This is a genomic window from Odoribacter splanchnicus DSM 20712 (assembly GCF_000190535.1).
In the GTDB taxonomy this organism is placed as follows: Bacteria; Bacteroidota; Bacteroidia; order Bacteroidales; family Marinifilaceae; genus Odoribacter; species Odoribacter splanchnicus.
On the sequence record NC_015160.1, the window covers coordinates 2402739 to 2428639 of the forward strand.

The 25901-nt window shown below is 40.3% G+C and carries 21 protein-coding genes and 2 tRNA genes; 21 read left to right on the forward strand and 2 right to left on the reverse strand.

The window, feature by feature from the left end:
* Positions 1-16 precede the first annotated feature (16 nt).
* Entirely contained in the window at positions 17-1234 is a 1218-nt protein-coding gene (locus ODOSP_RS10080) for a site-specific integrase (protein WP_013612212.1), read from the reverse strand.
* Positions 1235-1642: 408 nt separating this feature from the next.
* On the opposite strand from ODOSP_RS10080, the gene ODOSP_RS10085 reads away from it, so the two are divergent.
* From ODOSP_RS10085 to ODOSP_RS10095, 3 genes are all read left to right on the forward strand, one after another.
* Positions 1643-2518 (forward strand): nucleoside phosphorylase, encoded by an 876-nt coding sequence (locus tag ODOSP_RS10085; protein ID WP_013612213.1) that lies wholly within the window; start codon positions 1643-1645, stop codon positions 2516-2518.
* A 61-nt stretch (positions 2519-2579) separates the two neighbouring features.
* The gene (locus ODOSP_RS10090; protein ID WP_013612214.1) at positions 2580-3065 is read left to right on the forward strand and encodes a DUF4293 domain-containing protein; all 486 of its coding nucleotides are present in this window, start codon (positions 2580-2582) and stop codon (positions 3063-3065) included.
* A 92-nt stretch (positions 3066-3157) separates the two neighbouring features.
* Positions 3158-4852, forward strand: coding sequence for a dipeptidase (locus ODOSP_RS10095; protein ID WP_013612215.1), 1695 nt, complete (start codon positions 3158-3160; stop codon positions 4850-4852).
* Positions 4853-4931: 79 nt separating this feature from the next.
* On the opposite strand, the gene ODOSP_RS10100 is transcribed toward ODOSP_RS10095, so the two are convergent.
* Complete coding sequence (locus tag ODOSP_RS10100; protein ID WP_013612216.1) at positions 4932-5666, reverse strand: tRNA 2-thiocytidine(32) synthetase TtcA; 735 nt, start codon at positions 5664-5666, stop codon at positions 4932-4934.
* Positions 5667-5892: 226 nt separating this feature from the next.
* On the opposite strand from ODOSP_RS10100, the gene pstS reads away from it, so the two are divergent.
* From pstS to ODOSP_RS10190, 18 genes are all read left to right on the forward strand, one after another.
* Entirely contained in the window at positions 5893-6951 is a 1059-nt protein-coding gene (pstS, locus tag ODOSP_RS10105) for a phosphate ABC transporter substrate-binding protein PstS (protein WP_013612217.1), read from the forward strand.
* Position 6952: 1 nt separating this feature from the next.
* Entirely contained in the window at positions 6953-7804 is an 852-nt protein-coding gene (pstC, locus tag ODOSP_RS10110; protein WP_013612218.1) for a phosphate ABC transporter permease subunit PstC, read from the forward strand.
* Position 7805: 1 nt separating this feature from the next.
* Positions 7806-8687: a phosphate ABC transporter permease PstA gene (gene pstA, locus ODOSP_RS10115; protein WP_013612219.1), complete on the forward strand. Its 882-nt coding sequence runs from the start codon at positions 7806-7808 to the stop codon at positions 8685-8687.
* A 22-nt stretch (positions 8688-8709) separates the two neighbouring features.
* On the forward strand, positions 8710-9477 hold the full coding sequence (gene pstB / locus ODOSP_RS10120; RefSeq protein ID WP_013612220.1) for a phosphate ABC transporter ATP-binding protein PstB: 768 nt from the start codon (positions 8710-8712) through the stop codon (positions 9475-9477).
* A 34-nt stretch (positions 9478-9511) separates the two neighbouring features.
* Positions 9512-10222 (forward strand): phosphate signaling complex PhoU family protein, encoded by a 711-nt coding sequence (locus ODOSP_RS10125; RefSeq protein WP_013612221.1) that lies wholly within the window; start codon positions 9512-9514, stop codon positions 10220-10222.
* A gap of 43 nt (positions 10223-10265) precedes the next feature.
* A complete protein-coding gene (locus tag ODOSP_RS10130) occupies positions 10266-10949 on the forward strand; it encodes a response regulator transcription factor (RefSeq protein WP_041557311.1) in 684 nt (227 codons plus the stop codon).
* 121 nt (positions 10950-11070) lie between these two features.
* Entirely contained in the window at positions 11071-12831 is a 1761-nt protein-coding gene (locus ODOSP_RS10135) for a sensor histidine kinase (protein ID WP_013612223.1), read from the forward strand.
* Between the two features lie 68 nt (positions 12832-12899).
* A complete protein-coding gene (locus ODOSP_RS10140) occupies positions 12900-13568 on the forward strand; it encodes a NigD1/NigD2 family lipoprotein (RefSeq protein WP_013612224.1) in 669 nt (222 codons plus the stop codon).
* 351 nt (positions 13569-13919) lie between these two features.
* Positions 13920-14001, forward strand: a tRNA-Tyr gene (locus tag ODOSP_RS10145).
* Between the two features lie 120 nt (positions 14002-14121).
* Positions 14122-14194: transfer RNA gene (locus ODOSP_RS10150), tRNA-Gly, on the forward strand.
* Positions 14195-14297: 103 nt separating this feature from the next.
* Positions 14298-15515, forward strand: coding sequence for a site-specific integrase (locus ODOSP_RS10155; RefSeq protein WP_041556672.1), 1218 nt, complete (start codon positions 14298-14300; stop codon positions 15513-15515).
* Between the two features lie 63 nt (positions 15516-15578).
* Positions 15579-16604: a hypothetical protein gene (locus ODOSP_RS10160; RefSeq protein ID WP_013612226.1), complete on the forward strand. Its 1026-nt coding sequence runs from the start codon at positions 15579-15581 to the stop codon at positions 16602-16604.
* 343 nt (positions 16605-16947) lie between these two features.
* Positions 16948-18144: a hypothetical protein gene (locus ODOSP_RS10165; RefSeq protein WP_013612227.1), complete on the forward strand. Its 1197-nt coding sequence runs from the start codon at positions 16948-16950 to the stop codon at positions 18142-18144.
* 755 nt (positions 18145-18899) lie between these two features.
* Complete coding sequence (locus ODOSP_RS10170) at positions 18900-20687, forward strand: hypothetical protein (RefSeq protein WP_013612228.1); 1788 nt, start codon at positions 18900-18902, stop codon at positions 20685-20687.
* Between the two features lie 10 nt (positions 20688-20697).
* Entirely contained in the window at positions 20698-20889 is a 192-nt protein-coding gene (locus ODOSP_RS10175) for a hypothetical protein (protein ID WP_013612229.1), read from the forward strand.
* A gap of 340 nt (positions 20890-21229) precedes the next feature.
* Positions 21230-21727 (forward strand): JAB domain-containing protein, encoded by a 498-nt coding sequence (locus ODOSP_RS10180; RefSeq protein ID WP_013612230.1) that lies wholly within the window; start codon positions 21230-21232, stop codon positions 21725-21727.
* Positions 21728-22109: 382 nt separating this feature from the next.
* On the forward strand, positions 22110-22805 hold the full coding sequence (locus tag ODOSP_RS10185; protein ID WP_013612231.1) for an abortive infection system antitoxin AbiGi family protein: 696 nt from the start codon (positions 22110-22112) through the stop codon (positions 22803-22805).
* 20 nt (positions 22806-22825) lie between these two features.
* The gene (locus ODOSP_RS10190; protein ID WP_013612232.1) at positions 22826-25885 is read left to right on the forward strand and encodes a BACON domain-containing protein; all 3060 of its coding nucleotides are present in this window, start codon (positions 22826-22828) and stop codon (positions 25883-25885) included.
* Positions 25886-25901 lie beyond the last annotated feature (16 nt).

A 25901-nucleotide genomic window follows, 5' to 3' on the forward strand; every position in this document is an offset into this window, starting at 1 on the left:
CTTCCCCTTTGGATGTTTAGAGTGCAAGCTGTTCCTCGACGGCTTGCATATCCCTTAATATCGTTTGGTCTAACACCTTTGCATAATGTTGTGTCATTCGGGTGGATGAATGCCCCAGCATTTTAGCCACATTCGGCAGTGACACGTTGTTAGCCAGTGCGATAACCGATGCGAAACTATGGCGGGCTGTGTGCGTGGTCAGGTTCTTTTTGATACCGCACAGGTCGGCAATCTCTTTCAGGTAGCTGTTCATCTTCTGATTGCAGGGAACGGGTAATAAAGTTCCTTTATCCATGCAGTAGGGGTTATCCTTGTACTTTTCAAGTATTTGTTTGGGAATGCTCAAAAGCGGGATGTTACAAAGGTTATTTGTCTTTTCACGGGGTTTCACTATCCACAGATTACCGTTGCCGTCCTCGGAAATATGTTCGGGGTGCAGATTATACACGTCTATGAATGCCAGCCCGGTATATACGCAAAAGATAAAAACATCCCGTACCAGTTCCAGCCGTTCAATCTTGAACTCTTTCTGCCATATCCGGTTTATCTCGGATTGGCTTAGGAACTGTTTGTTTACCTCTACCTCGTGAAACTTGATTCCGGCAAATGGGTTCTTTGTCAGCCACTCGTTGGCAATGGCAAGGTTTATCACTTTTTTGAAGCATTTCATGTACCGGATAACGGTATTTTGTGCGCAATGCTTTTCTGTCTTTAGGTATAAATCGAATTTACGCACCAGTTCCCCGTTTACCTCACGTAGTAGTATATCATCTATCTTGTAGTCACGTTTAACCAGTTCCATGAGATATTTAAGGCAGTTATCGTAACGTCTTACGGTGATGTCGGCATAGTCCGTCCCGATTAGCTTCCGGCAGTTGTCGTTATGCTCCTTGAACACATTGTATAATGTCTTGAAAGTTTCGTCCTTTCCCTGATAGCGGTTCACTATGGCACGTGCGGAGATAATCTTTCCCTCCAGTTCCAAGTCTTGGTAAATCTGATAGAATTTCACACGCAAGGCGTCAATGTAATGGTTAAGTTCTACGGAGTTTCGGTCTTTGCCTGTCGATTTCTCTTTTTCCTGCGACCAGAGTGGGACTTTTACGCTCCGCTTTAGTTGAAGTTCCACGTATAGGCGGTCATAAGTGACACGCACACGCACGGGTGCTTCCCCGTTTTTTAACAGTTTGCTACGCTTGATGAAGAACAACACGCTGAATCTTTTTCTTTCCATACGGCTCAATTTTTAATGATACAAAGTTAGGAAATCGAACCGAGAACCCTGTTATGTAAAATAGCGCAACAGACTGTAAAAGAATGAAGTAAATACCTCGCAGTGGAACATTTCGGGCTTTTGAAAACAGTCCCTTGAATAAGGACGTATAGTTTGCTCTAATCCCACTAATTTTGCCTATTCTTGGAAAAGAAAAATCCCCGAATCTCTTTGAAATTCAGGGATTTACATCGTTTTTCTTTCTTAAAAAGTGGTGCCGCCAGGAACTGAGTGAAGATCCCGCGCTAAGCATCGAGAACAAACACGGGGGGTACTATAAGCTGCAAGGAGAATAAAGAACCGGATTATTTGGTTAATAAACCAAACATCGTTAAATTTGACTGCGTTTAAAGCATAAAGAAAAACAATATGGCCTCTATAAAATCTTCAGAACTGATTACCAATGAGGACGGCAGTATTTTCCATCTGCATTTACTTCCGGAGGACCTTGCCGACGACATCATTCTGGTCGGTGACCCGGGACGGGTGGAAACCATCGCCTCCCATTTTCAACAAATCGAGTTGAAAAAAAGTAACCGCGAATTTTACACCATCACCGGCAGTTACCGGGGTCACCGGCTTTCCGTGATTTCCACCGGTATCGGTCCGGATAATATCGATATCGTTATCAACGAATTGGATGCTCTGGCCCATATCGATTTGAAAACCAAAGAAATAAAAGCGATCGGCCGTACCCTGAATATCGTCCGTATCGGTACTTCCGGTTCGGTACAAGCCGACATTCCGGTAGATTCTTTTGTCATCTCGGAAAAAAGCATCGGCTGCGACGGGGTATTGAGGTTTTATGCAAACAACGAATCGGTTTGCGACCATCCGTTCGAAGAAGCTTTTATCCGGCATTGCCGATGGACCCCCTCTGCAGCCCGCCCTTATGTAGTCAATGCCGATCCCGGATTAGCAGACCGCCTGTATGACGAAGAACACACCATCAAAGGAGTTACCCTGACAGCAGTCGGATTTTACGGCCCGCAAGGACGTGTCCTGCGTCTGCCGCTAGCCATGCCGGGAATCAACGACCGGATCACCGCTTTCCGCTACGAAGGCTACAAAGTGACCAACTATGAAATGGAAAGTGCAGCTATCACAGGCCTTTGTAACCTTTTGGGGCATCGGGCCGCCACCATCTGCCTGATCATCGCCAACCGGATAAACGGAGATGCCTCCGCCGATTACCACAGCTATATGAATAAACTGATCCGCTATACCCTGGAAAAATTAAGCTAAAAGCTATAGGCTATAAGCCTTTTGCTTTTAGTATTTAGCATTTCATTTTTTACTTTATATTATGATTCAACGTATTCAATCTCTTTTTTTGCTTTGTACAGCAATTGTGACCGGGCTGTTATTTTTTATGCCGGTTGCTTCCATTGTAGTTCCGAATAATTTTACCTATGCGTTTTATACGACAAAAGTGGTACAGGCCGGAAGTCCGTGTGTATTCATCACCTGGAACTGGATGTCATTGATCCTGAATGCCCTTATTACCACATTGGCAGTAGTCACTATTTTCATTCATCACAAAAAATCCAAGACGGTGAAACCGACTCTATTTCTGCAATTGCGTCTTTGTATTGTCAATATTGTGCTTCAATTGGGGTTAATCGTCCTGATGTGGCTACAAGTGCGTCAACGTAGCAACGAACTCAATGCCGAATGGTTTGCCGATATCAGTTTTATCTTTCCACTGATCGGTGTGATCTTCACGTGGCTGGCTATCCGGGGAATTGTGAAAGATATCACCTTACTGAAATCGTTCGACCGGATTCGGTAAACGATACCGCTACAGCCCATAACAGCTGTAGTGGCCATTGGAAAACGGAAAATCTAAATCGTAAACTATAACATTTCCTTAATCTAAATCGTATGTTCAAAATTTGTTGTGCTAGTTTATTTCTTATAGCGATAACTTTTATCAAAGTTTCTGCTTGTACTAATTTCTTACTCACCCGGGGAGCCACTCAGGACGGATCGACGATGATCACCTATTCGGCCGACTCTCACGTATTGTATGGGGAACTTTATCATTGGCCTGCCGGTACCTGGCCTGCCGGAACGATGATGGATATCTATGAATGGGATACCGGTAAATATATGGGTAAAATCCCGCAGGCTGCCCAGACTTACAACGTAATCGGTAATATGAACGAATATCAATTGGCTATCGGTGAAACGACATACGGCGGACGTAAAGAACTGGAAAGTCAGCCGGGAGCTATTATCGACTACGGAAGTCTGATCTATATCACCCTGCAACGCGCTAAAAATGCCCGGGAAGCCATTGTCGTGATGACCGATCTGGTAGAGCGATACGGTTATGCCAGTTCAGGCGAATCTTTCTCCATCAGTGATCCTGATGAAGTATGGATTCTCGAAATGATCGGTAAAGGCGAAGGCGAAAAAGGAGCGGTATGGGTGGCCCGGATGGTCCCCGACGGTTATGTTTGTGCACATGCCAACCAGGCACGGATCACCACCTTCCCCCTGGAAGGAAAAACTTCCATTTCATCCGACCAGATGAAAAAAATCTATGATAAAGAAATTACAACGGTATATGCAAAAGATGTGATTTCTTTTGCCAAACAAAAAGGCCTTTATCCCCAGGACGGGAAAAATGCCGATTTCAGTTTTTCCGATACTTATGCTCCGGTAGATTTCAGTGGTGCCCGTGCCTGTGAAATCCGGGTATGGGCGTTCTTCAATGCTGTAAATCCCGATATGGCTCAGTACTGGAACTATGCCAAAGGGAAAATCGAACGTGACGGTAAAGGCTATGCGACAAACCGGATGCCCCTGTGGGTTAAACCGAACCGGAAAGTGGATGTACTGGAAGTCATGGATTTTATGCGTGATCACCTCGAAGGCACCGAACTGGATATGAGTAAAGATCCGGGAGCCGGTCCCTACGAATGCCCTTACAGATGGCGGCCGATGAGTTTCGAAGTCGATGGTAAAGAATATGTTCACGAACGGGCCACAGCCACCCAACAAACCGGTTTTACCTTTGTATCACAAAGCCGCAGTTGGTTGCCGGATGCAGTAGGCGGTATCCTTTGGTTCGGTGTTGACGACGCTGCCAGTACCGTGTATTTCCCCATGTATTCCTGCTCCACCCGTGTTCCTCACGCTTATGCAGTCGGCAACGGCAGCATGATGGAATTCACCGATCAGGCAGCTTTCTGGGTTTTCAATCAGGTGACTAATTTCGCTTATACCCGTTATAATGCTATTCATCCGGAAATCCGGGAAAAACAAAAGGCTTTGGAATCCCAATACAAAACGTTTGTCGAAGGAATAGACTCCGGAGCTAAAGCACTATTCGACAAAGATCGTGCAGCAGCAATAGAATTCCTGACCGATTTCTCCTGCAATACCGGTAACCACCTGGTAGACACCTGGAGAGATTTCTACGGTTATCTTTTCTGCCGCTATATGGATGGTAATATCAAAACTGCGGTCCCGGGCGAAAAAAATCCTAAAGTAGAACAACCGCAACTACCCGAATGGTACCTCCGCACCATCATCGAAAAGGCCGGAGACAAACTACAGGTCATCGAATAAAAGGAGGAAAGGTAAAAGGTATAAAGTATAAGGTAAAAGATGGATTTCTCTCCATTTTACCTTTTACTTTTTACCTTTCTTAGGGTAAGTATTCGGATTGGATATTTTTCATCGCCGCAAAGAGGTTGCCTTTTACGTGGGGAGATAAAGCTTCCATCTGTCGGATAATTTCAGCTACGGCATGACGGTTCGTCGCTCGTTCATGAGGACAATTCTTTTTCTGCTTTTTAAAATTCCGGTAGGCAGCATACCGGGTAGTTTCTTCATCGGTAAGATAGATAAAAGGACGGATCAGGGTAAACGTACGATCGAACATAGCCAACTTCGGTGGCATACTGGCAATCGTACCGTTAAACATCATACTCATCAGCAGACTCTCGATGGCATCGTCCCGGTGGTGTCCCAAGGCCAATTTATTACATCCGTATTCTTTCGCAATCCCGAACAAGGTCTTCCGGCGATTCCACGAACACACAAAACAGACCGGTTTACCGGAATCTTCTTTTACGGCAGTAGCAATCGTACGATGTATAAACTCTACTCCCAGCTGTTCACAAAATTGCCTTACATACTCACCGTCGACTTCGTAAGCGACATTTTCCACAGCAATATGAGCAGCCACAACCGTATAATTTTGTTTCGGATCACGGGCCCGCAATGCCAATACTTCCAATAAAGCCAAAGAATCCTTTCCTCCGGAGACTCCGACCAATATTCTATCACCCGGTTCGATCAGCTCATAATCATAAATGGCTTTTCCCGCCTTCCGGAAAAAATCCCGCATAAACAATTTTTCTTTCTTCTTGTCTTCCATTTCGTTCGCTTACCAATAAAAACATATCGCCACAAAGTAAAAAGAAATTTCGCTCCCCGGCAATAGTCATCCGTACATTTACAGTAAGCTCTTCCATCGTCCCGGATTACAATCCGGTTAAGTGGAATTTTATCCGAAATACTGTAACAAAATCGTAATAATATTGTAACACTGGTGTAGCAACCACTTATTAATATTGCATTGTAAAAAACTAATCGTCAAAGACATGAATAAGTTAATCATTATCGCATTAGCACTCAGCCTGGCAGCTTGTGGCCATTCAAAGAAGAAGACCTCGGACCACAAAAGTAATATAGATCTGACAGCAGCAGGAGCCACTTTCCCGCTCCCCTATTACAATCTGGCTTTTAAAACCTATAAAGATTCTACCGGGGTATCGGTGACCTACGGCGGAATCGGCAGCGGTGGAGGTATACGCAGCCTGAAAGACCGGATCGTAGATTTTGCAGGCAGCGATGCTTATCTTTCTGAAGCAGAAATGGCGGAAATGCCGGCCCCGGTTGTACATATCCCGACTTGTATGGGTGCTGTCGTCATGGCTTACAACCTACCCGAAGTAAAAGAGCTGCAATTGACAGGTGACATGATCGCCGACATCTTCCTAGGCAAAATCACCCGTTGGAACGATCCCCGTATTCAACAAGTAAATCCGGGAGTTACCCTTCCCGACAAAGCGGTCAGCCCGGTATATCGCTCCGACGGTAGTGGTACCACCTATGTCTTCAGTGATTACCTGACAAAGATCAGTGCTCCGTGGGCAGAAAATATCGGAACCGGAAAAGCATTGAAATGGCCGGTAGGTATTGCCGCCAAGGGAAATCCAGGCGTAGCCGGGACAATCAGTCAAACTCCGGGGGCGATCGGTTATATCGGTTCGGAATACGCTTTTGCCTTGAAAATACCGGTAGCCAAACTGCAAAACAAGGCCGGAAATTTTGTAGCCCCCACAACCGAAAGTATCTCTGCTGCCGCAGATATCGAAATGCCGGCCGATACCCGCACCATGATCACCGACTCGCCGGTAGCCGATGCCTATCCGATCAGCTGCTTTACCTGGATTCTCCTTTATCAGGAACAAGCCTATAAAAACCGGCCTGAACCCCTGGCCCAAGCTACGGTGGAGCTGCTGAATTGGTTAACGAATCCGGAAGCCCAGGATATAACGACAAAAGTACATTATTCTCCCCTGCCGGCTTCGACAGTGAAAAATGCCAAACAAATCCTGAAAACCATCACTTATAACGGTCAACCAATCCTAAAATAATATGCGTGATTATATTTTCAAACGGCTGTTATTTCTCTGCTCTTTATTGGTTCTGCTGATTTGTGGGGGAATGGTCTATTCCCTCGTAAGCGGGGCAGTACCGGCCTTTGAAAAATTCGGATTCTTTCATTTCATTTCTTCCGTAGAATGGGATCCCCGGCCCGGTAATGAGCAATATGGCGCCTTGGCATTCATCACGGGAACCATTATGACCTCATTTTTAGCCCTGGTATTTTGTATTCCGTTTTCTTTACCTGTGGCTTTATTCACCGGCGAATATTTCCGGGGTACCCGGGCAGCCACGATCATCGGTTCGGTCATCGACCTGCTGGCCGGTATCCCTTCGATTGTGTACGGTTTGTGGGGATTTTATACCCTCCGCCCCTTCATGGTCGATTTACAGCTGTCGGAACAGGGGTTCGGCATATTCACCGCAGCGGTCGTATTAGCCGTCATGATCATCCCTTATGCCTCTTCACTGAGTGCCGAGTTTATCTCTATGGTTCCCAAAGAATTGAAAGAAGGGGCCTACAGCTTGGGAGGTACACGTCTGGATGTGATCCGGCGGGTGATTTTCCCGGTCGCAGGTTCCGGAATATTCGCCAGTTATATCCTGGCCTTAGGAAGAGCATTGGGAGAGACGATGGCAGTCACGATGCTGATCGGCAATACCAATATCCTGCCTACGTCTTTCACTTCTACCGGCAACACGATGGCCAGTGTCATCGCCAACCAGTTCGGAGAAGCCGACGGCCTGAAACTCAGTTCCCTGATCGCTATCGGTCTATTGCTATTCCTCATCACCGCTATCATCAATTTCATCGGTAAGATGATTATGAAAAAATTAAGCTGACATGATACAACGCCCTATTACATCTTATCATTCAGGCTGGCGCAAAGCCAAGGACAGGATATTTTTCTGGCTGGTTTGCCTGTTCTCTGCTTTAACGGCCGTCCCGTTAGTAGTCATCATCTGGGAAGTGGTCCGGAAAGGATACAAACAGATCAACCTGAATTTCTTCACCGAGACAGCCCCCAGTACCCTGGATGCCATGTTAGCGAAAATCAACGGAGAAATCATTCCCGGAGGAATCGCCAATGGAATCACAGGCACATTACTTATGGTGGTACTGGCCTCCGTTATCGCTATCCCGACCGGTATTATGGGTGGAATTTACTTATCGGAAAAACCCAAAACCTTATTTTCTCATGTGATCCGTTTTCTGACCGACCTCCTGCAAGGCACGCCGTCGATCGTCATCGGTATCATCGCTTATGCCTGGGTTGTCGTTCCTTTGAGTAGTTATTCCGCTTTGGCAGGTAGTGTCGCTCTGGCTATTATGATGTTACCCTTAATCATACGCTCGACAGAAGAGACCCTGAAACTTCTCCCGACAAGCCTCAAAGAAGCCGGTCTTGCGCTAGGAGCCTCCTATACGAGTGTTATCCTGAAAGTCCTGGTTCCCTCAGCTTTCGGCGGACTGTTCACCGGTACTTTACTAGCCGTGTCGAGAGTGATGGGCGAAACAGCCCCCCTGATGCTAACCGCCCTCGGTAGTACAGCGATCAACTGGGATATTCTGGATCCGACCAGTGCAGTCCCCTTGCTCATCTGGGAATTTTATAACGACCCGAACCTGGCCGATATGATCTGGAGTTGTTCTTTATTTCTATTACTATTAATTCTGGTGATGAACATCATCGCTAAAAATGTCGCCCGGAAATGGAAAATTTAATTTATAACAGTCCTACTACATCATGCAAATAGATCATCCGATATTACAATTTAAAAATGTCAGTATTTCCTATACTCCCGGGAAAAATGCCGTCAATCATGTCAATGCCGATATTAAAAAGAATCGGATCACAGCCATTATGGGGCCCTCGGGATGTGGCAAAAGTACCTTATTGCGTGCCATCAACCGCATGCACGAATTATATCCGGACATCAGGATCAGCGGAGAAATTCTGATGGACAACCGCAACATTTTAAAGATGAACCCCATGGAGGTCAGGCGTATGGCGGGCATGGTATTTCAGCGCCCTAATCCTTTTCCCACTATGAGTATTTTCGATAATGTGATCGCCGGTTACAAACTCAATGGCATCCGCCTGAAGAAAAAAGAAAAAGAAGAAATTGTAGAGACTTGTCTGACCAACGTCGGGCTGTGGAATGAAGTGAAAGACGCTCTGTTCAAGAAAGGCACTTTCTTATCAGGAGGTCAGCAACAGCGGCTATGCATTGCACGGGCCCTGGCCTTAAAACCGGAAGTATTACTGATGGACGAGCCGACCTCCGCCCTCGATCCTATCGCCACCAACCGGATCGAAGAATTGTTACTCGAGCTGAAAAAAGAATTTACCATTATCATCGTCACCCACAACATGTCGCAAGCTGCCCGTATTTCAGACTATTCGATGTTTATGTATCTCGGCGAACTGATCGAATACGACAAAACCCGGATTATGTTTACCAATCCCCGGGATAAACGGACCGAAGAATATCTGACCGGACAATTCGGATAAACCGATGTAAAAAACAAAAAAAATAATTCCTATTATGCCAACTTTAAAAGAAAAAGTATTCAGCCGGATAACCGAAGATTTTCAGGTATTAGCAAAGATTGTCATCCGCCAGCTGAATCTGACCAAGCAATTAATGGACGACAACCACAAAGAGGAGATATATACAGAGATCAACAATAACGAACGGATCATCGACAGTATAGAGGTCAAAATCCGCAACGAAGTGATCAATATGATCGTGCTTTACAGTCCGCGGGCCACGAATCTGAGGATGATCATCTCTTACTACGATATGACCGCTTATCTCGAACGGATCGGAGATCTGATTCTGAATGTTTCCCATTTCATGAAAAAAATAGCAGTCGACGACTGTCTGTTCACAACCTATAAAAAGGATTTACTAAAGATGCTCTCACTCACTGAAAGTATGACACAAAATGCTATATTTGCTTTTACATGTGAGGATATCCAGTTAGCGAAAGAAACGATCGAGACGGATGACCAGGTCGACGAACTGCATCATTTTATCGGCCAGCATCTCCCGACACAATGTTTCGATAAGATATTATCGCAACAAGAAGTAACGGATGCCCTATGCATCAACAGCATGGCCTATAACATCGAGCGGATCGGAGATAATGCGACCAATATTGCAGAAGCCGCTATTTACCTGATCGAAGGAAAGAATATCAAACATTGGCCGAAACCGGACGAAGACCTGCTACTGGCAGGAAGTGAAGGTTAAAAAATGAGAAAAGAATAATGAACGATTTTGAATGACAAAATATATGGAACGGAATAAAATATTAGTAGTCGACGATGAAGAAGATTTATGTGAAATCCTTCAATTCAATCTGGAAAGTGAAGGTTTTGCAGTAGACATCGCAAATTCAGCCGAAGAAGCCTTAAAACTGCTGACCGATGAACATGAACTAATTCTACTGGATGTCATGATGGAAGGTATGTCCGGATTCAAAATGGCCGAAAAAGTCCGCAAAGAAATGCATATGAATACCCCGATCATCTTCCTGACCGCTAAGGATACCGAAAACGATATGTTGACCGGATTCAGTATCGGCGGAGACGATTATATCGCCAAACCCTTCTCGATCAAAGAAGTTGCCGCCCGGGTAAAAGCAGTATTGAAAAGGGCCGGTAATATCGCACTACCGGAAAAAAAGAAAACGATCGAAATCGGAGAACTCACTCTGGACCTCAACAGCAAGACCGTATACCTCAATGAGCAGCAGATCCTTTTAACCAAAAAAGAATTCGAAATACTCAGTATGATGGCCAAAGCTCCCAACCGGGTCTTTTCACGGGAAGATATTCTGGGCAAAGCCTGGCAAGAAGACGGCTATGTATTGGAGAGAACGGTAGACGTCCACATCACCCGGCTCAGAAAAAAACTCGGAGCTTTCGGTAAACATATCGCCAACCGTTCGGGGTACGGTTACTGCCTGGAATGCTGAAAAGGCTAAAGGCTTTAAGCTAAAAGCCTTCAACTCCTGGTCCACAATTTTCAGCTTTCAGCCTTTAGCTTATAGCTTTTTTTTAGCTTTTTACCTTTAACCTTTTACTTTTTACTTTTTTATGCACTTTACTTATAAAAAGAAGATTTTCCTGTATTTTCTGATTGTATTTACCATATTTACAGTCATCATCGTTGCAGTGCAACAGAACAGGGAGAAAATGTATAAGTCAGAGAACTTCAAAGCCAGTCTCAATGCTTATGCAGAAATCATCGCCAACTATGTCGATAGTCACCGTCTGATCGCAGATAAACGGCTGGATTCGTTAAATAATTTGCTTCCCTTACTCCCCCGAGGATTACGGGTAAGCATTATCGACCGCCAGGGAAAAGTGCTTTACGACAACGATATCGACGAGGAAGAAACGGTAGAAAATCACTTGTCCCGACCGGAAATAGCACAAGCATTAACCCAAAGCAACGGTACGAATATTCGTAAATCGGAGACTACCGGTATCGATTATTATTACGATGCCCGCCTTTTCAACAACTATTTCGTACGGGTAGCTCTACCTTATACCGATCAGGTACAGAATATCCTGAAAGCTGACGAAATCTTCACTTATTTCATTCTGCTCTTGTTTTTTACTACCCTGATTTCTTTGTTATATCTGGCAGATCGTTTCGGGAAAGCCGTATCCGGCCTGAACGAATTTATCATCACGGCCGAACACAGCCAACCGGATTACGACAAAATCGATTTCCCCGATACCGAACTGGGAGAAATCGGTCATAAGATCGTCGACAACTACAAGATGCTGAAAAAGAGCAAAGATCAGCTCAATCAGGAAAGGGAAAAACTGTTACGCCACTTTCACCATTCCGATGAAGGTATTTGTATTTTCTCGGCAGATCACAAAAAGATATATGCCAACACCCATTTCATCCAATATGTAAACACTATTTTAGACGAACCTACCTTTGATGTAGATCATATTTTCCAGGCACCTGAATTCAAAGAAGCCGAATTTTTTCTGCAAAAGAACACACCGGTCAATCCTCAGGCCAAATCGATTCCGATCTGGCAAGGAAAAATTGCCAAAAACGGGAAACATTTCGCTGTGAGGTTACTTATTTTCTACGACAACAGTTACGAAATTACTTTGAACAACGTCACCTCGGCAGAAAAAAACAGGCTGCTGAAACAAGAGATGACCAATAATATCGCACACGAATTAAAAACTCCGGTCAGCAGTATCCGCGGCTACATCGAAACTATTCTCGAACAGGAACACCTGGAACCTGTCAAGCAGAAATTTTTCCTGGAGAGGGCTTATATTCAAATTCTTCGCTTATCCGAATTAATTCGCGACGTGGCTTTGATCACCAAGACCGAAGAAGCCTCCGACCTATTCGAGAAAGAAACGATCAATATCCGAACGACCATCGACGAAGTGACCACCGACCTGGAAGTATCCTTACAACACAATCACATCGTCGTTCACAATCATATCGGCCCGAAAGTTGAAATCGAAGGTAACCATACCCTACTTTATTCCATTTTCAGGAACCTGATCGACAATGCGATCAACTATGCCGGAGAAAATATCACGATCGGTATCGACAATTATATGGAAGACAGCGAATTTTACTATTTTTCATTCTACGATACCGGCCGGGGAATCGAAGAAGAACACCTGGAACGTATTTTCGACCGTTTCTACCGGGTGAATCAAGGCAGAAGCCGGAAAACGGGCGGATCGGGTCTGGGCCTCTCCATCGTAAAAAATGCCGTATTGTTTCACAAAGGCCAAATCACGGCTAAGAACCGGAAAGACGGTGGATTAGAGTTCATTTTTTCTTTGAGAAAAAAATTATTTTAACTTTCAGGCCACGCAACCTTTTTAGTTAGTTTTCATCTTTATAACAGAAAACAACTAAAAATAAAAACATGAAAAATAAACATTTCAATCTAACTTCGGGGATCGTTCTTATCCTGATCCCCCTTGTTTTTTCCTTCACCGGTTGCAAGGATGATTATGAAACCTATTATGAAGGTTATGGCCTGGTCAGTAAATCAGGCGACGAAAAGTTTACCGTCAAGCTAGACGATGGTTATCTGCTCTATCCCCGGGAATATTACTTCAATCCTGAAAAACTGAACGACAGTACCCGTCTACGGATACGATTCAACATTCTGGAAGAACAGGATACGAATTTATATGCCCGGATTGTCTATGCCGACACAATTCTGACCAAATCCATTCTTCCGTACGACGAAACGATTTTGGACAGTGTCGGAAACGCTCCGGTAAAGATCGTCAATTCCTGGTTCGCTCATGGATTCCTGAACTTTGAGTTTATGTTTGCTGCCCATCTGAATCCCAGTACAGGCAAAACACATATGGTAAATTTATTACAATGCCCCACCGAAGACGACCGTCTCATCTTCGAATTCCGGCACAATGATTTCGGAGATTCCCGGGATAAACTCTATTTCGGTACAGTTTCTTTCCCCATACAGAAGCTCACCGAAGGCTATGAAAAACCGATAAAAATGATCGTCAAATATAACGATTCGGCCAATACAACGCGCAGCATCGAACTGACTTACAAGTAATCGGAAAATCCCCAAAGATCGGTCATTGAACTTTGGGGATTTTCTTTTATCTATCAAAGTCTGAAAATCAGATTGACAATATTAGCCTCTTCTAAAAATTCATCTGAGTAGAAATACTGCTTGTCGAGAAAAAGCCAGGAGGTTTACCCTACGATAAAAGCAGGCAAAGAATCAAACGATCCTACCACAAAATAAAAATAAGACGATTTGTAACCTGACACTCAGAATTATAGTATCTTTCAAAAAAAAATCTCATTTATTATTCGCATTTTTAGAGTCAAAAATTTTGCAGTTAACAGAAAAAAAGCATACATTTGTACCCGCAAAAAGAAAGAGTTCTTTTACAATCAAGGGCAGTTACCAGAGTGGCCAAATGGGGCTGACTGTAACTCAGCTGGCGTAGCCTTCGGTGGTTCGAATCCATCACTGCCCACAAATTTTAAATTACAGCTATTAGAAATAGTTATTAGTTTAAAATTTGTTTATGCCTCCCCCCATTACGGATCGAAAAAGCATAGTGAGTCCGGCTAGTGTGTGAGGAACAATACATTTTGCGGAAATAGCTCAGTCGATAGAGCACTAGCCTTCCAAGCTGGGGGTCGCGGGTTTGAGTCCCGTTTTCCGCTCTCTGAATGAGGTAGTTACGAAAGTAGCTACCTTTTTTATTTTGTGGTTTTTCGTGGTTTGGGGCTGTCAACGTCAACCGAGACATCAACCATTTTTTTTAGTATGAAAGCCTCTATTTCAGTTATTTGCTATAAATACAAGACACTATCAAACGGTGAAAGTCCATTAATGTTACGAATTCACAAAGACGGCAAAAGAAAACTGGTAAGCATCGGTTTATCCATTCATCCCCAACTTTGGGACTTTACCAAGAATGAACCTAAACCGAAATGTCCCAATAAAGACCTGATAAATAAAATCATTCTTGACAAGAAAGCCGAATACCAAAAAGAAATACTTGAACTTAATGCGGAGCAAAAAGACTATACGGCATCGTCATTGGTTGAAAATAAAAAAGCGAAGTATGAACCTAAAACTGTTATCGATTTCTATAAGGAACTGATCCAAAACTTCAAAGATGCAGGAAAAACAGGAAATAAATCTATTTATACTAACTCATTAAACTCACTCAAAGCCTTTACGCACAATAAACTAAACATCTTATTCAGTGATATTGATGTTGATTGGCTGAAACGATATGAAAAATGGCAACGAAGTAACAAGAACAAAGAGACTACTATCAGTTTACAGTTCCGAACCTTGCGAAGTGCATATAATAAAGCAATAGAAGCCAAAGCAACATCCGCCAAATCTTATCCATTTAAAGCCTTTAACATCAACAGATTCAATACAAAGACAAGGAAACGTTCCCTATCTAAAGAAGAAATCATGAGAATAATCACAACGGAAACAGTCAACGCAACCTATATACGTCAGCTAACCCGTGACATTTTCAAGTTTTCCTATTTATGTGCAGGCATCCCATTTGTAGATATTGCCAATCTGACAATGGAGAATATCAACCGACAAAATCTTTCCTATGTTCGACAGAAAACCCATGGTGAAGTGAAAGGAATAATCGGAAAAGAAGCAAAGGAAATCATTGATAAATATGCCTACCACCGGAAAAAAGCAGCTTATTTATTCCCGATCTTTGATGCAAGGGTTCATAAAACACCCCAACAAAAAGCCAACCGGATTCATAAGGTCTGTGCGCAAATTAATCGGGAGTTAAAAGAATTGGCACAGGAATTGGAGATCAGCGACAATCTGACAACCTATGTTGCAAGGCATTCATTTGCTACGATATTAAAACGTTCTGGTGTCGATATTGCTTTAATCAGTGAATTAATGGGGCACTCCGATTTGACTACCACACAAATCTATCTTGATAGTTTTGACGAGGAACAAATCAATACTGCCATGCAGCATCTTGTTTAAATTTAGCCCTGAGTCTTTTTAGATTCGGGGCATTTTTTTTTATTTTTGGGAAAACAAAACTCCATGGCAGCGGAAGAAGAATATCAACGAACTGGTTTTGAAGGAAAAGACCTGAAAGCTATAGATACCCTTTTACACACCTATTTCGATGCTTCGGGCTGGGAATTCAGTGAACTGATACAGGCGAATAGGAATTATTACATCAAACAAGGAGCATCTCCCCATCCCGATCAATATGAATTTTTCAAGGATAAAGATATAATAATCGACTATCCCATAGATTTATACACTAAATTGGAAGACTTTACCCGGAACGATGAATACCTGATTACCGATGACCGACAGGATACCATTATCTGGTTATTACCTGATTTCTACAGCTACAATTTTGCCAGCAGTAAGTTATTCGAGGCAACCAATGATTATGGATTCTGGTATTTCTCGGAGTCCGTCCGGCCTGATATGCTCCGGTTATTTAGATCCATGCACGAATTATTTACAGCCCAAAAACCTTTCGATCAGTTGGGTGTTTCCTCCAAGCCTATAAAAATCGTATATGGTAATAAAGAAATAGCTCTGGATAATGAAGATAACTGGTTCTTTCAACACCTGAAAGAATACCTCGATACCTATTTAAAAGAGAAAACCATTGAAGAGGTACATACAGAACTATCCCTATATAAAGCCAGGGTGGGAGCAAAATCCGATCATACCATCAACCGGATCATCACCCAGCTTTACCACTTCTTACAGGAAGAGACGCCTTACCATGATCCTCAGGGTAAGAAAACAGATAAAATCTGTACGTTCATCGCACGCTTTCTTTCGTTAATGGGCTATATCACGATCCTCCCCGATGAAGAGGAATTTAATATCAGGCAGAAAGAACGGAAGAAATCAAAGATCCTGAGAGACTGGATCGCTACCATCCGCACAAAAATATCCGATAATCTGAAGTGGGAAGAAACCAACGGAAAATTTAAAAGTGTCACCAACGAAATTCTTAGCCATAAGTCTTATAAGGAATATAATTCTGAAGGAGTGACTCTGGATACCCCGCTCAGTGAGTTATTCCCCAAATATTGGTAAATAAAAATTTCTACTCTGTTTTCTATCTAACCTATTGATTCTTATTACATAGGAAATACCCCTTCAACTCCCGGAATTTCCTATTTTTAATCCTTTATTTCCCACCTTACTTTTGCATCGTAATCAAATGCAACTCCAGAGTTCTGATGGTTACATAGTTCATTGATCAATGACAAACCGATAACGAAGGCAGCTACAAATTGAGTCTTACAAGGTAGGACACTCCAAGAAAATAAATGGGAGAAAACAATTTGAGAGGCCGTAAGTTATCACCCCCGGAAGGAAAACTTGGCCAGTTGGAGCGGAAGGGGATATTTATTAACAAAACATTATTATAAATAATATGGAAATATTAAATGATTGCAAGTTAAAAGCTGATAGCGAAAAAAATTTGTATACTGATGTAAAATTGAATACCATGAAAAATCTTACAAAAACCACAATTTTAACTGAAAGTAATTCTAAACAAATGTTGAAGAAAGCATCTTCCGATATAAAATTATTAGATATGAATGAAGAGATAAAAAATATCCGAATCCTGAAAGCTGCCTGGCAAGATAACGGTGAAGCTAAAGACGGCAACAAACATCTGAAACAATATCAAAAATCCCAAAAGGTTCTGAAAAAACTATTACGAACCCATCCTTTGACACTAAAATTACAATTTGCTTCTGAATACTCTGAACATACAGATTTGCCAATTGCTATTTCCACAGTCAATTTTGAAATAGTCCCCCAAATGGTGAAACAGGTTCAAGAACTTTACCAACATGAAATGTACGAGAAGGATTCTGTAAAATACTTTGTTTCAGGAGATATTTTCCATCAAGCCGATATTCCGTTACAGTATTTAAATGGAACCCTTGTCCCCAAAGGCACTCCTGTTTATGTACCAGTCTGTTCTGCTCAAAACCAGGCCCTGATCATAGGGTTATATAAGATGTCCGAACAAGCAGTCCTTCAAGGCGAAGATCCTTATGTACTTACTAACGTACAAATAAAGGACTTCAATTCTGTACAGGATTTTGCCCGCTATATGGCGGTTAATTATAGTCAGGACAGAGGATTCAGAAGTAAAGAAAAAATCATAGTTGCTAGTTATGCTACTTACCACGAGTTTATGCAAAAAGTTTATCAAGTCAGTAAAAATCTGAAAATACCTGTAAATACTGTAATAAAGTACTATACCCAGGGGAAATTGTTAACTCCTGATGACTGGGTGAAAGCCTGGCAGGGAAAAGTGGTTGATAATGTGAAGTATGATTTAAGTGTTGGGGATACTATTATAGAAACATTACAAAATTTGGATTTAGGAGAATGTTTGAAGAGACCTTATTTGATTGACGCCATTGCCCAATTAATGAAAACAAAGTCCGGTAAAAATGGAGATAAGTACGGTATAGGAAAAGTAATAAATGCAATACATAATCTGACCTCCCGTGATGTTGAAAATATTCTCGGAGATCCGCGTAATGTCTGTAACATTTTCAGTATATTAAAAGACCGGGTAGATTCAATGCTTCCCTTGCTTGTAGCTTAGCTGTAAAGGAAGAGCCTGCTTTTAGTGGGTTCTTCTTTCAACCTGTCTTTCTTGTGTTGTTACCAATATAAGGTTTGGTATATTTCCCCATGAGTGATCACTAACTGGGGGGTGACTTTCAGGATTTAAATATTAAACATATATAACTTCACAACCATTGGAAGATAATTAACCCGTTGCTTTATTTACCGGATTATTCCCGGAAAACCGTTCCTGTTTCCTCTATAATCCGGTAAAAACACCCATTAACACAATAAAATATTATGAAAATAAATTTCTCAAATCACTTGGATGTGACCTGAATTGTAGGTAACTTTGTGTCATTAAAACAGAGGTGGATTACCCCCTTCCGGTACGCATACTAAAATCATAATTCCAGATATATACATTTGACACCAACAAAATAGAATCTCATTGTTTTATCCGATGGGATTTTATTTTGCCGGTCAGGGTACATTTCATATGATTCTTAATTGCGACACTCACCTCTTATAAATTTCAGAGATAATGAAAGACGGGAAGTGTTTTCTTTCCTGTAACCTTTACCAGATCATTTCTTTTCAGAATCCCCAGATACAATATAATTAATAAAGCTTATCAGATCATTCGGGGAAGATATCGGTTTATATACACTTCCTGAGCCATTCTGCTCCCTGAAAACCTGGCGCACTTCATGGTAATTATATATATAAAAAATACCCCGAAGTGCAACAGTGAATATTGACACAGGAAGTGTGTTTTATTTCATTTTTAATATGACTGTCAAAGATTATGATTTTAGTAGAAATCTTTCAGAAACGAAGCTATTGGATGAACTTGATTTCAATTCTTCATTTAAAGTAAGCATAGAATGTCCGGCAGGAGGCGGGAAATCATACTATCTTTTAGATTACCTGAAAAGGAAAAATATTCCTTTCTTATTTACTACAGATACATTATTATTAGGCCGCAGATTGGCAGCGAGGCATGATCTCCCGTTTTATTGTGCCGAGGACAGGACCTGTTATGAAGCGGAACAACTGATCACGGTTTATCAGCATATTCCTAAATTTATCCACCGGGATACAACCCTGATAATTGATGAAGCCCATTCTCTGATAACTGATTATAGTTGGAAGAAAGAAGCGATTGAGCAGGTGCTGACCTTCGGTTGCAGATATAAGAGAGTGATATTGCTGTCCGGAACACCTTTATATTCCCGGGATTCGTTTTATGAAGGGATGACTATTTTCAGGGCTGTCCGGAAAGAGCCGCAGGTCCGGAATTTAGTTGTCGTAAACTATAAGGAGCTGATCGGGGGAATAACGGAACTGACCATGGGTTTAAGAGAAAACGGGAAAACTGTTGTTATCTCCCTGCTTGATAAATCCGATAAGCTTCCTTTGCTTGAGAAAAGCCTGCGTGACAGAGGGATCGTAAAGCTGGCCGTTATAAATTCCATGACTAAGCAACACAAAAAAGAAACGGATGAAACGGATATAGAGGTAGAGGGAAGCACCGGATATTATGACCAGCTTTTGCAAACCGGGGAATTGGATGCGGAAGTGATCATCACCACTTACCGTCAGGGCTATGATTTAAAAGGGAACAATTATGAACTGATCATCGCTCCCGGGAAAAATAAGCACTCCTATACCGATATTGTGCAAATGATGAACCGTTTCCGGGATCTTCCCGGTATGAAAGCTTATTTTCTGGTGAACAGTGAATGCGGGGAAGATCATCCCTTCGGGCTGCAGGAGGTGAATAAAACGCTTACAGATAACTATACCCGGGAAACAGTGAAGTTAATGGAGAAGATGCGGAATACCGACTACAGGAAATTAAAATTCAATCAGTGGTTTGAAACATCTGCTTTTCAGAAGTTTATTTATACTGAATACTATATCAACCACCACCTGATCAGTTATACCGTTTATCAGAAGATCAATAACGAACTGTACGGGAATCTTTTTAACCTGAAACATGTCCTTTCGGAATATGGCATCGGTTTACATACCTCGGGAGTTAAAATTAATTTGGTAATAAATAATAACTTAAAAAAAGAAAAAATGATAAAATATACAAAAGAGGATATCAAAATCGCTGTAGAACAATTCTATACCTACTTCCTCCAGCCTCAAACATTAAACTTTGAAGCATTCAATGCGCCAGTCAAAAATGCGTTACACCGGAAAATACGGGAATATTACGAAGAATTTAAATACCTGGGTCTTTCTGATGAAAAGATACGGGATATTCTGGAAGAGAATATGGGAAATACGGAAAAAATGAACAGAACCAGAGATATCTGTATGGTCAAATACAGCCCTGATGTAACGATGCGGCTTTACAGACAATTATTGCTCCAGAATTTTGAAATCGGAATGAGGATCAGCGGTGAAGAAATCGAACAGAAAATCAATAGTTTGAGGCGTGAGGTCGGTCTGCCTGATCAGAAACATAATACAGCAGTGGAATATTTCAATTTATTATTTGAAACTAAGAGAATCAAGTTTTCCGATACCCGTAAAATGGGTTATGAAATAATTTCTGCATTTTAAATATGAACCTATGAAAAAACGAGAACTTAAACCCAAAAAAACATCCACAACATTTGTGCCGTGGAAAATCACAGAAGTTTACCACACCGAGGTGGAATACTTCAATGAAGCCGAATTGAAAAGAATGGCGGAGAATTTATGTAAGTTGATGGATAATTATTTGAAGAATAAAGAGAGGGAAGAAATACATATCTGTCTCTGATTCATGGAGGATCTGATCTGTGTTAAAGATCGGATCCTTTTTTTATATCCGGATAGTAGCCGTCTTAAATTCAGGCATTTTATATTTAACTACTAAAAATCCGTCATTCCCTGTATATTCGTAATACTCTTTTTTGCCTTCCGTCCGGAAATGAACGGGAGGCTTTTTTTATACCTGTCAATATGGAGCTCCGGGTAAAGGTACTTTTTAAATACCTGATCAGAAAAAAAATTTTATAATATAATTTCAGATATACGGGGATTATTCCCTTCCCTACGCCCTGGGGTTACCCCATTGAAAACAGTTTCTCTCTTTCATTAATCATTAAATTTAAATCAAAATGATGGAAAATAACTTTTATGACGGATCGGTAACAGCGGGAATCGTACCCAATACCCATTTTTTTCAGGAAGTGGAGGTGGTTTATAAACCCCGTAAAAGTTTGGGATTATCGTCTAAAATAAGGTGTTCCCGTGATGCTTTTCTTTATATCAAAGAATTTTTTAAATCTTTTATGTCCCATCATGAAGAAGTTTGGATGATTTTATTAAATTCGTGCATGCAAATAATCGGTTCGTCGCAGGTCTCGAAGGGAGGTTTGGAGCATGCTTTTGTCGATGTAAGGATTATATACCAGACGGCCCTGATGGCACACGCAACAGGTTTTATTTTGGTACATAATCATCCGACAGGTGTTTTACATCCCAGTAAACCGGATGAAGAGTTGACGAAGAAAATAGTCGGAGCAGGTAAGATTTTAGATATAAGGCTCCTGGATCATCTGATTATTTCTGAGGATACTTATTTCAGCTTTGCGGATGAAGGAATTATTTTATGAATGCGGTGATTTGTGAATAAAGATTTATTTTTGGCCTACGACTACCCCTATGAGCGTTTGATAAAACGATTTAATTGATTACATTTGTTCCGTTGTTAGAGTAATTTAGCAACGGACATGTTGTTTTAAATAGAAGCGTTTCAGCTTTATCCTTTGTAAGAAAATCGCCAATTTTCAAGACTAAAGGGATAAACGATTCAGACGCTCATGCTTGCCATATATTTACTTTTCGTATATATATCCGGTTTGCGTGGGGTAGTTGTTTATTTTTAGTCGGGTGTTTGGCGATACCTCTTACAAAATAAACTGACAGTTCCCACGCTTTTTTATGTTATTAACTTATCTGTCCGGGGAATTTGGGGTACTAAAACTCTTTATTAAAATGAATATAAGTGCAAATACTTTATTTCATTTTGTCTCTCAAAGGAAATTCTTAAAGGACATTTTACATGGCAAATTAATCCCAAGATATTGTGTCGAGCATTTTGAAATTAATGACTATCTTAAAGGAGATGTTGTAATTCCTATGAAATGTTTTTGCGATATTCCTTTGTCTCAAATATATGAACATACTAATACTTATGGGAAATTTGCAATTGGATTTACCAAAGAATGGGCACAAAAAGTAGGAATAACGCCTGTTATTTATATACATAATCAATCTCCACAAATACAAGACATTTTGCCAAAACTCGGTAAGAATTTTTTTGATTTCTGTAATAAGAATTTAGCAATAAAATACATAAAACCATATTATGGAAAAATGTGGAGAAACGGAAAACTTACAAAAGATACATGTTTTTATAATGAGCGAGAATGGCGTTTTGTCCCTAAAAATAGCCAATTATTAAAGAAAAGTACATTTGAGGAAAAGAAAGATGAGTATCAAAACTCACTTAAAACTTCTCCTATTTCATTTAGTCCTAAGGATATAAAATACATTATTATTCAAGAAGAAAAAAATAGAAGTAAAATTATAAATATCATTAAAAAATCCAACTTTTTCCCTGATTCAGATTCGAAAGAATTAGCGATTAGCAAAATATTTTCAGTAGAACATATCCATCTTGATTTATAAACCACAAATAAATAACAATTATGAAAAGACTATTTTACCTATTAATGATGTTATCCTGCACTCTTTGGAGTTGCAGTAAAAGTGACGGTCCTATCGATGATCCTGACAATCCTGATAATCCCGATGCCCCAACTAATGTCATGCTTGATATTTCAGTTTCAGATCTTGTGTTTGGGGCAGAGGGAGGAGAGAAAGAATTTACCATTTATTGTAATTCTGATTGGACTATCACAAACGAAAGTGAATGGTGTAAAACAACTGTGAATCAGGGGAATGGTGATAGCAAAATAATTGTGACGGTAGGGGTTTACAGTGAAATGGAAGACAGGAATACGAACTTGACAGTTAAAGCCGGAAATATAACAAAAGTTCTGACTGTAACACAAAAAGATGGTGATGCTATTATTTTAAGCAAGGATAAATTCGATATACCGGAAGAAGGTGGAAATGTGACCGTTGAAGTGAAAAGTAATATTCAATATGAGGTTTCCATTCCATCCCAATTTCAAAATTGGATAAAACATGAACCTGAAACTAAAGCTATTACTGTAAAGAATTTTACATTTACGATTTTAGAAAACAAGGAATACGAAAAACGGGAAGGATATATAGTGTTTAATGGTAACTCTTTGAAAGATACAGTCCATATTTATCAAACTGCCGATCCAAGGACACTTATCCTGAGTAAAGACACTTACAACATTTCATCTGCAAAAGAATCTATTGAAGTGGAATTGAAATCGAATGTAGATTACTCCATTTCTATTCCCAGTTCCGCATCGCATTGGATTAAGTTACTCGAAACAAAAGCTATCCGGACTGATAAAATTTATTTTGAAATAGAAGAAAATACTACTTATGATAATCGTTCAGCCCAGGTTTTTATAAAAGATAAAAACAGTTCTCTTTGTGATACTTTATATATCAATCAATTACAACAAAATGCACTTATTTTATCTCAAAAACAATATGAAGTACTCGCAGGAGGTGAACAAATTTCTATTGAGGTTCAGAGTAATATTGACTATGAGATAATTATACCTAAGACAGTACAAGAATGGATAGAGCAGATGCCGCAATCTAAGGCACTTACTAAGAGTATGATTAATCTTGAAGTAAAACCCAACCCGACCGATGATGTACGTTCAGCCCAAATTTTTATAAAAGATAAGAATAGCACTTTGTCTGATACAGTACAAGTGACTCAGGCTGCAAAAGGGATTTATATAGGAGATATTATTTTTGAAACAGAACAGGATTTAATTGATTTCCAGACAGCAGGTTATACTAAAGTTAGAGGGAATGTTATTGTGAGCGGAGGGGAAATAACAACCTTACAAAAGTTGGACAATCTGCTTACGGAAATTAACGGTTCACTGAGATTGGAATGTTCAACCTTGACCACTTTGGATGGTTTGTACGGTTTGAAAACTATAACAGATAGTCTAATAATTAAGGATGGAGATATGACTTCTTTTGAAGGATTGCGAAATCTTGGAACCATCGGAGGGAATTTTAAAGTAATTGCTGAATCTTCTTATTCTTATTATTATTCTTTAAATTCTTTATCTTCTTTTAAAGGTTTAAGTGGTTTAAAAAGCATTGGAGGGGATTTTGAGGTGAATGCTAAATCTTCTTATTCTTCTTCTTTAAAATCTTTAGCATCTTTTGAAGGTTTAGAGAGTCTTGAAACAATCGGAGGGAATTTTAGAGTAATTGCTGAATCTTCTTCTTCTTCTTCTTCTTCTTCTTCTTTAAATTCTTTATCTTCTTTTAAAGGTTTAAGTGGTTTAAAAAGCATTGGAGGGGATTTTGAGGTGAATGCTAAATCTTCTTCTTCTTCTTCTTCTTCTTCTTTAAAATCTTTAGCATCTTTTGAAGGTTTAGAGAGTCTTGAAACAATCGGAGGGAATTTTAGAGTAATTGCTGAATCTTCTTCTTCTTCTTATTCTTCTTCTTCTTCTTCTTTAAATTCTTTATCTTCTTTTAAAGGTTTAAGTGGTTTAAAAAGCATTGGAGGGGATTTTGAGGTGAATGCTAAATCTTCTTCTTCTTCTTCTTCTTCTTCTTTAAAATCTTTAGCATCTTTAGAAGGATTAGAGAGTCTTGAAACAATCGGAGGGAATTTTAGAGTAATTGCTGAATCTTCTTCTTATTCTTCTTCTTCTTCTTTAAATTCTTTATCTTCTTTTAAAGGTTTAAGTGGTTTAAAAAGCATTGGAGGGGATTTTGAGGTGAATGCTAAATCTTCTTCTTCTTCTTCTTCTTCTTCTTTAAAATCTTTAGCATCTTTTGAAGGTTTAGAGAGTCTTGAAACAATCGGAGGGAATTTTAAAGTAATTGCTGGATCTTATTCTTCTTTAGAGTCTTTATCTTCTTTTAAAGGTTTAAGTGGTTTAAAAAGCATTGGAGGGGATTTTGAGGTGAATGCTAAATATTCTTCTTCTTTAAAATCTTTAGCATCTTTTGAAGGTTTAGAGAGTCTTGAAACAATCGGAGGGAATTTTAGAGTAATTGCTGAATCTTCTTCTTCTTTAAATTCTTTATCTTCTTTTAAAGGTTTAAGTGGTTTAAAAAGCATTGGAGGGGATTTTGAGGTGAATGCTAAATCTTCTTCTTCTTTAAATTCTTTAGCATCTTTTGAAGGTTTAGAGAGTCTTGAAACAATCGGAGGGAATTTTAAAGTAATTGCTGGATCTTATTCTTCTTTAGAGTCTTTATCTTCTTTTAAAAGTTTAAGTGGTTTAAAAAGCATTGGAGGGGATTTTGAGGTGAATGCTAAATCTTATTCTTCTTTAAAATCTTTAGCATCTTTTGAAGGTTTAGAGAGTCTCACAAACATAGGGGGAGGCAAATTAACTATAAATTATTGTAGCTCATTAAATAATATAGATGCCCTTAAAAATATTGAATCGCTTAACGATATATCAATTACAACATGTCCCAAATTATATGATTTCTGTGTCCTCCAAAATGTAGTACAAAATATGAGTGGCACTTTTTATTTAAATAACAATGGCTATAACCCGACAAAATACCAACTTTTAAACGGAGAATGTTCACAAATTCCGCAAGAATAATTCATCATTTCTACTC

Excerpts from the sequence above, each read along its gene's own strand:
- ODOSP_RS10080 (WP_013612212.1), bottom strand. The coding sequence starts at position 1,234 with ATGGAAAGAAAAAGATTCAGCGTGTTGTTCTTCATCAAGCGTAGCAAA.
- ODOSP_RS10085 (WP_013612213.1), top strand. The coding sequence starts at position 1,643 with ATGGCCTCTATAAAATCTTCAGAACTGATTACCAATGAGGACGGCAGT.
- ODOSP_RS10090 (WP_013612214.1), top strand. The coding sequence starts at position 2,580 with ATGATTCAACGTATTCAATCTCTTTTTTTGCTTTGTACAGCAATTGTG.
- ODOSP_RS10095 (WP_013612215.1), top strand. The coding sequence starts at position 3,158 with ATGTTCAAAATTTGTTGTGCTAGTTTATTTCTTATAGCGATAACTTTT.
- ODOSP_RS10100 (WP_013612216.1), bottom strand. The coding sequence starts at position 5,666 with ATGGAAGACAAGAAGAAAGAAAAATTGTTTATGCGGGATTTTTTCCGG.
- pstS (WP_013612217.1), top strand. The coding sequence starts at position 5,893 with ATGAATAAGTTAATCATTATCGCATTAGCACTCAGCCTGGCAGCTTGT.
- pstC (WP_013612218.1), top strand. The coding sequence starts at position 6,953 with ATGCGTGATTATATTTTCAAACGGCTGTTATTTCTCTGCTCTTTATTG.
- pstA (WP_013612219.1), top strand. The coding sequence starts at position 7,806 with ATGATACAACGCCCTATTACATCTTATCATTCAGGCTGGCGCAAAGCC.
- pstB (WP_013612220.1), top strand. The coding sequence starts at position 8,710 with ATGCAAATAGATCATCCGATATTACAATTTAAAAATGTCAGTATTTCC.
- ODOSP_RS10125 (WP_013612221.1), top strand. The coding sequence starts at position 9,512 with ATGCCAACTTTAAAAGAAAAAGTATTCAGCCGGATAACCGAAGATTTT.
- ODOSP_RS10130 (WP_041557311.1), top strand. The coding sequence starts at position 10,266 with ATGGAACGGAATAAAATATTAGTAGTCGACGATGAAGAAGATTTATGT.
- ODOSP_RS10135 (WP_013612223.1), top strand. The coding sequence starts at position 11,071 with ATGCACTTTACTTATAAAAAGAAGATTTTCCTGTATTTTCTGATTGTA.
- ODOSP_RS10140 (WP_013612224.1), top strand. The coding sequence starts at position 12,900 with ATGAAAAATAAACATTTCAATCTAACTTCGGGGATCGTTCTTATCCTG.
- ODOSP_RS10155 (WP_041556672.1), top strand. The coding sequence starts at position 14,298 with ATGAAAGCCTCTATTTCAGTTATTTGCTATAAATACAAGACACTATCA.
- ODOSP_RS10160 (WP_013612226.1), top strand. The coding sequence starts at position 15,579 with ATGGCAGCGGAAGAAGAATATCAACGAACTGGTTTTGAAGGAAAAGAC.
- ODOSP_RS10165 (WP_013612227.1), top strand. The coding sequence starts at position 16,948 with ATGGAAATATTAAATGATTGCAAGTTAAAAGCTGATAGCGAAAAAAAT.
- ODOSP_RS10170 (WP_013612228.1), top strand. The coding sequence starts at position 18,900 with ATGACTGTCAAAGATTATGATTTTAGTAGAAATCTTTCAGAAACGAAG.
- ODOSP_RS10175 (WP_013612229.1), top strand. The coding sequence starts at position 20,698 with ATGAAAAAACGAGAACTTAAACCCAAAAAAACATCCACAACATTTGTG.
- ODOSP_RS10180 (WP_013612230.1), top strand. The coding sequence starts at position 21,230 with ATGATGGAAAATAACTTTTATGACGGATCGGTAACAGCGGGAATCGTA.
- ODOSP_RS10185 (WP_013612231.1), top strand. The coding sequence starts at position 22,110 with ATGAATATAAGTGCAAATACTTTATTTCATTTTGTCTCTCAAAGGAAA.
- ODOSP_RS10190 (WP_013612232.1), top strand. The coding sequence starts at position 22,826 with ATGAAAAGACTATTTTACCTATTAATGATGTTATCCTGCACTCTTTGG.